Source organism: Micromonospora maritima (assembly GCF_902825405.1).
In the GTDB taxonomy this organism is placed as follows: Bacteria; Actinomycetota; Actinomycetes; order Mycobacteriales; family Micromonosporaceae; genus Micromonospora; species Micromonospora maritima.
In genome coordinates, this window is record NZ_CADEAU010000478.1 from 1 (window position 1) to 4,008 (window position 4,008).

The 4,008-nt window shown below is 76.1% G+C and carries 1 protein-coding gene; it reads left to right on the plus strand.

Annotated elements, in window-relative coordinates; translation table 11 throughout:
* Positions 1 to 4,008, plus strand: a 4,008-nt coding sequence (locus tag HUW36_RS27415; RefSeq protein ID WP_174530782.1) for an SDR family NAD(P)-dependent oxidoreductase, incomplete at both ends; no start/stop codon positions are given.

The following is a 4,008-nucleotide window of genomic DNA, read 5'->3' on the forward strand; positions in this document are numbered from 1 at the left end:
CCCGCGCGGTTCCCGGACGTGGCCGCGCTCGTGGCCGCCGTCGCCGACGGCACGCCGGCCCCCGACGCGGTCCTGCTGCCCGTCGGGACCAACGGCTGGCCCGCCGCGACCGGCGCCCATCCGTCGCGTCCGGCCGAGGGCGATCTGTCGAGCCCGACCGGTGTCGAACTCTCGAACCCGGCCGAGGGCGATCTGCCGGGCCCGGACGACGGTGACCTGGCCGGCTCGGGCCGTGGCGACCTGCCCGACCGGGTGCGGGCGGTGACGACGGCGGTGCTGGCGACCGTGCGAGCCTGGCTTGCCGCCGACGAGCTGGGCGACTCGCGGCTCGTGGTGGTGACGCGGAGCGCGGTCACCACCGGCGACGACGACCGCCCGGCCGATCCCGCCGGCGCGGCGGTGTGGGGGCTGCTGCGCTCGGCGCAGTCCGAGCACCCGGACCGGATCGTGCTCGCCGACGTCGACCGGGACGCCGACACCGGCACGCTGGCGCCGCTCGCCGCGGCCGGCGGGCAACTCGCGCTGCGCGACGGCGACGTCCTGGCTCCCCGCGTCGTCCGCCCGGCCGGGGACCGGCTCGTCCCGACGGCCGGCCGCTGGCACGTGGCGGCCGTCGACCCCGGCACCATCGACGGCGTCGACCTGCGTAGCTCCGACGCGCCCGCGTTGGCGGCGGGTGAGGTGCGGGTGGCGGTGCGGGCGGCGGGGGTGAACTTCCGGGATGTGTTGATCGCGTTGGGGATGTATCCGGATCCGGTGGCGGTGATGGGTAGTGAGGGTGCGGGGGTGGTGCTGGAGGTCGGGCCGGGTGTGTCGGGTCTGGTGCCGGGTGATCGGGTGTTCGGGTTGTTCGAGCCGGGTTTCGGTCCGGAGGTGGTGGCGCGGCGGGATCGCATCGCGCGGGTGCCGGTGGGTTGGTCGTGGGTTGAGGCGGCGTCGGTGCCGGTGGTGTTCCTGACCGCGTGGTACGCGTTGCGGGACCTGGCGGGTCTGCGTGCCGGTGAGTCGGTGTTGATCCATTCGGGTGCGGGCGGGGTGGGGATGGCGGCGATCCAGATCGCCCAGCATCTCGGTGCGACGGTGTATGCGACGGCGAGTCCGGGGAAGTGGGACACGTTGCGTCGGTTGGGGGTTGCGCAGGGGCGGATTGCGTCGTCGCGGTCGACGGAGTTCGAGGGGGCGTTCCTCGCCGCCAGTGGCGGCGCGGGTGTGGATGTGGTGTTGGACGCGTTGGCGGGGGAGTTCGTGGACGCGTCGTTGCGGTTGTTGCCGCGCGGCGGCCGGTTCGTGGAGATGGGCAAGACCGACGTCCGCGACCCCGAGGCGGTGGCCCGGGAACACGCGGGCGTCACCTACCGCGCGTTCGAACTCAACTCCGCAGGCGGCGAGCGCCTCGGGCAGATGCTCACCGAACTCCTGGAGCTGTTCGAGCGGGGCGCGCTGCGACCGCTGCCCCACCGCACCTGGGACGTCCGGCAGGCCCGGACCGCCCTGCGGCACATCAGCCAGGCCCGGCACGTGGGCAAGGTCGTGCTCACCGTCCCCGCCACCGCCGACCCGGACCGCGTCACACTGGTCACCGGCGCCAGCGGCACCCTCGCCGGCCTGGTCGCCCGGCACCTGGTGGCCACCGGGCAGTCCCGCAACCTGCTCCTCGCCGCCCGCCGTGCCCCCGCCGACGACCCGGCGTACGCGGCCCTGGCCGACGAGCTGACCGCCGCCGGGGCGCGGGTACGGGCCGTCGCGGTGGACCTGACCGACCCGGCGCGCGTCACCGACCTGGTCGCCGGAGAGGATCTGACCGCCGTCTACCACTGCGCCGGCGCCATCGCCGACGCCACCGTCACCGGGCTGGACGACGACGCGCTGGACCGGGTGATGCGACCCAAGGTGGACGCCGCCTGGGCCCTGCACCAGGCCACCGCCGGCCACGACCTGGCCGCGTTCGTGCTGTTCTCGTCCGTCGCGGCCACGCTCGGCACACCCGGACAGGGCAACTACGCCGCCGCCAACGCGTTCCTCGACGCCCTCGCCACCCACCGCCGCGCCCACGGCCTGCCCGCGGCCAGCCTCGCCTGGGGCCTCTGGGCCACCACCAGCGCGATGACCGCGCACCTCGACGACGGCGAACACCGCCGCGCCATCCGCGCCGGCAGCGCCCCGCTCACCGACACCGAAGGGCTTGCCCTGCTCGACGCGGCGGCCCGCCACGGCGGCGCGCACGTCGTCCTGATGAAGGTGCCGACCACCCCCGACCCGGCCCGCGTGCCCGCGCTGCTGCGCGACCTGATCCGTCCCGCCCGGCGGCGCGCCGCCACGCGTACCGGAGGGGACCTGTCGCTGGCCGACCGGCTCGCGGCGCTCAGCCCGGCCGCCCGGCGCGGCCACCTCCTCGACCTGGTCGCCGCCGCGGTGGCCGCGGTACTCGGGCACCGCAGCGCCGACGGCGTCGACCCGCAGCGCCCGTTCCGCGAACTCGGCTTCGACTCGCTCACCTCGGTCGAACTGCGCAACCGGCTGGCCGCCGCCACCGGCCTGCGGCTGCCCGCCACCGTCGCGTTCGACCACCCCACCCCCGCCGTGCTCACCGAGCACCTCGACCGGGAGATCGGCGGGCGGACCGCGCCGACCGCCACGCCCGCCGCCGGGACCACCACCGCCGTCGACGAGCCGATCGCCGTCGTCGGCATGGCCTGCCGCTTCCCCGGGGACGTCCGCACCCCCGAGGACCTGTGGGACCTGGTCACCGCCGGCGCCGACGTGATCGCGCCGTTCCCCACCGACCGGGGCTGGGACCTCACCGTCCTCGGCGACGACGCCGACCGGGCGGCGCCCCGGCACGGCGGCTTCCTCTACGACGCCGCCGACTTCGACGCCGCCTTCTTCGGCATCAACCCGCGCGAGGCGCTGGCCATGGACCCGCAGCAGCGGCTGCTGCTGGAGACCTCGTGGGAGGCGCTGGAACGCGCCGGCGTCGACCCGCTCACCGTCCGGGGCAGCGCCACCGGCGTCTACGTCGGCCTGATCTACCACGACTACGCCGGCACCGCCGTCGGCGCCGGCGACGACCTGGACGGGTACGTCGGCAACGGCAGCGCCGGCAGCGTCGCCTCCGGCCGCATCTCCTACCTGCTCGGCCTGGAGGGCCCGGCCGTCACCGTCGACACCGCCTGCTCCTCGTCGCTGGTCGCGCTGCACCTCGCCGCCCAGGCGCTGCGCCAGCAGGAGTGCGAGCTCGCGCTCGCCGGTGGCGTCACCGTCATGTCCACCCCCGGCATGCTCGCCGAGTTCTCCCGCCAACGCGGCCTGTCCCCGGACGGGCGGTGCAAGGCGTTCGGCGCCGACGCCGACGGCACCGGCTTCGCCGAGGGCGTCGGCATGCTGCTGTTGCAACGCCTCTCCGACGCGCGCCGCGACGGCCGCCGGATCCTCGCCGTGCTGCGCGGCAGCGCGGTCAACCAGGACGGCGCGAGCAGCGGCCTCACCGCCCCCAACGGGCCGTCCCAGCAACGGGTCATCCGGCAGGCCCTGGCGAACGCCCGGCTGGAGCCGGCCGACGTGGACGTGGTCGAGGCGCACGGCACCGGCACCGCGCTCGGCGACCCGATCGAGGCGCAGGCGCTGCTCGCCACGTACGGGCAGGGCCGGGACACACCCCTGCTCCTGGGCTCGGTCAAGTCGAACATCGGGCACACCCAGGCCGCCGCCGGCGTCGCCGGCGTGATCAAGATGATCCTGGCCATGCGGCACGGCGTGGTCCCGCCGACGCTGCACGCCGACGAGCCGTCCCCGCACGTCGACTGGACCGCCGGCGCGATCACCCTGGCGCACCGGGCGCAGCCCTGGCCCGCCGTGGACCGACCTCGGCGCGCCGCCGTGTCGTCGTTCGGCATCTCCGGCACCAACGTGCACGCCGTCCTGGAACAGGCCCCCGAACCGGCCCCCGCCCCGCCCGTGCCCGCGCCCGCACCCGCCGCCGGCGACCTCGGCGTCCCGTGCGTGCTCTCC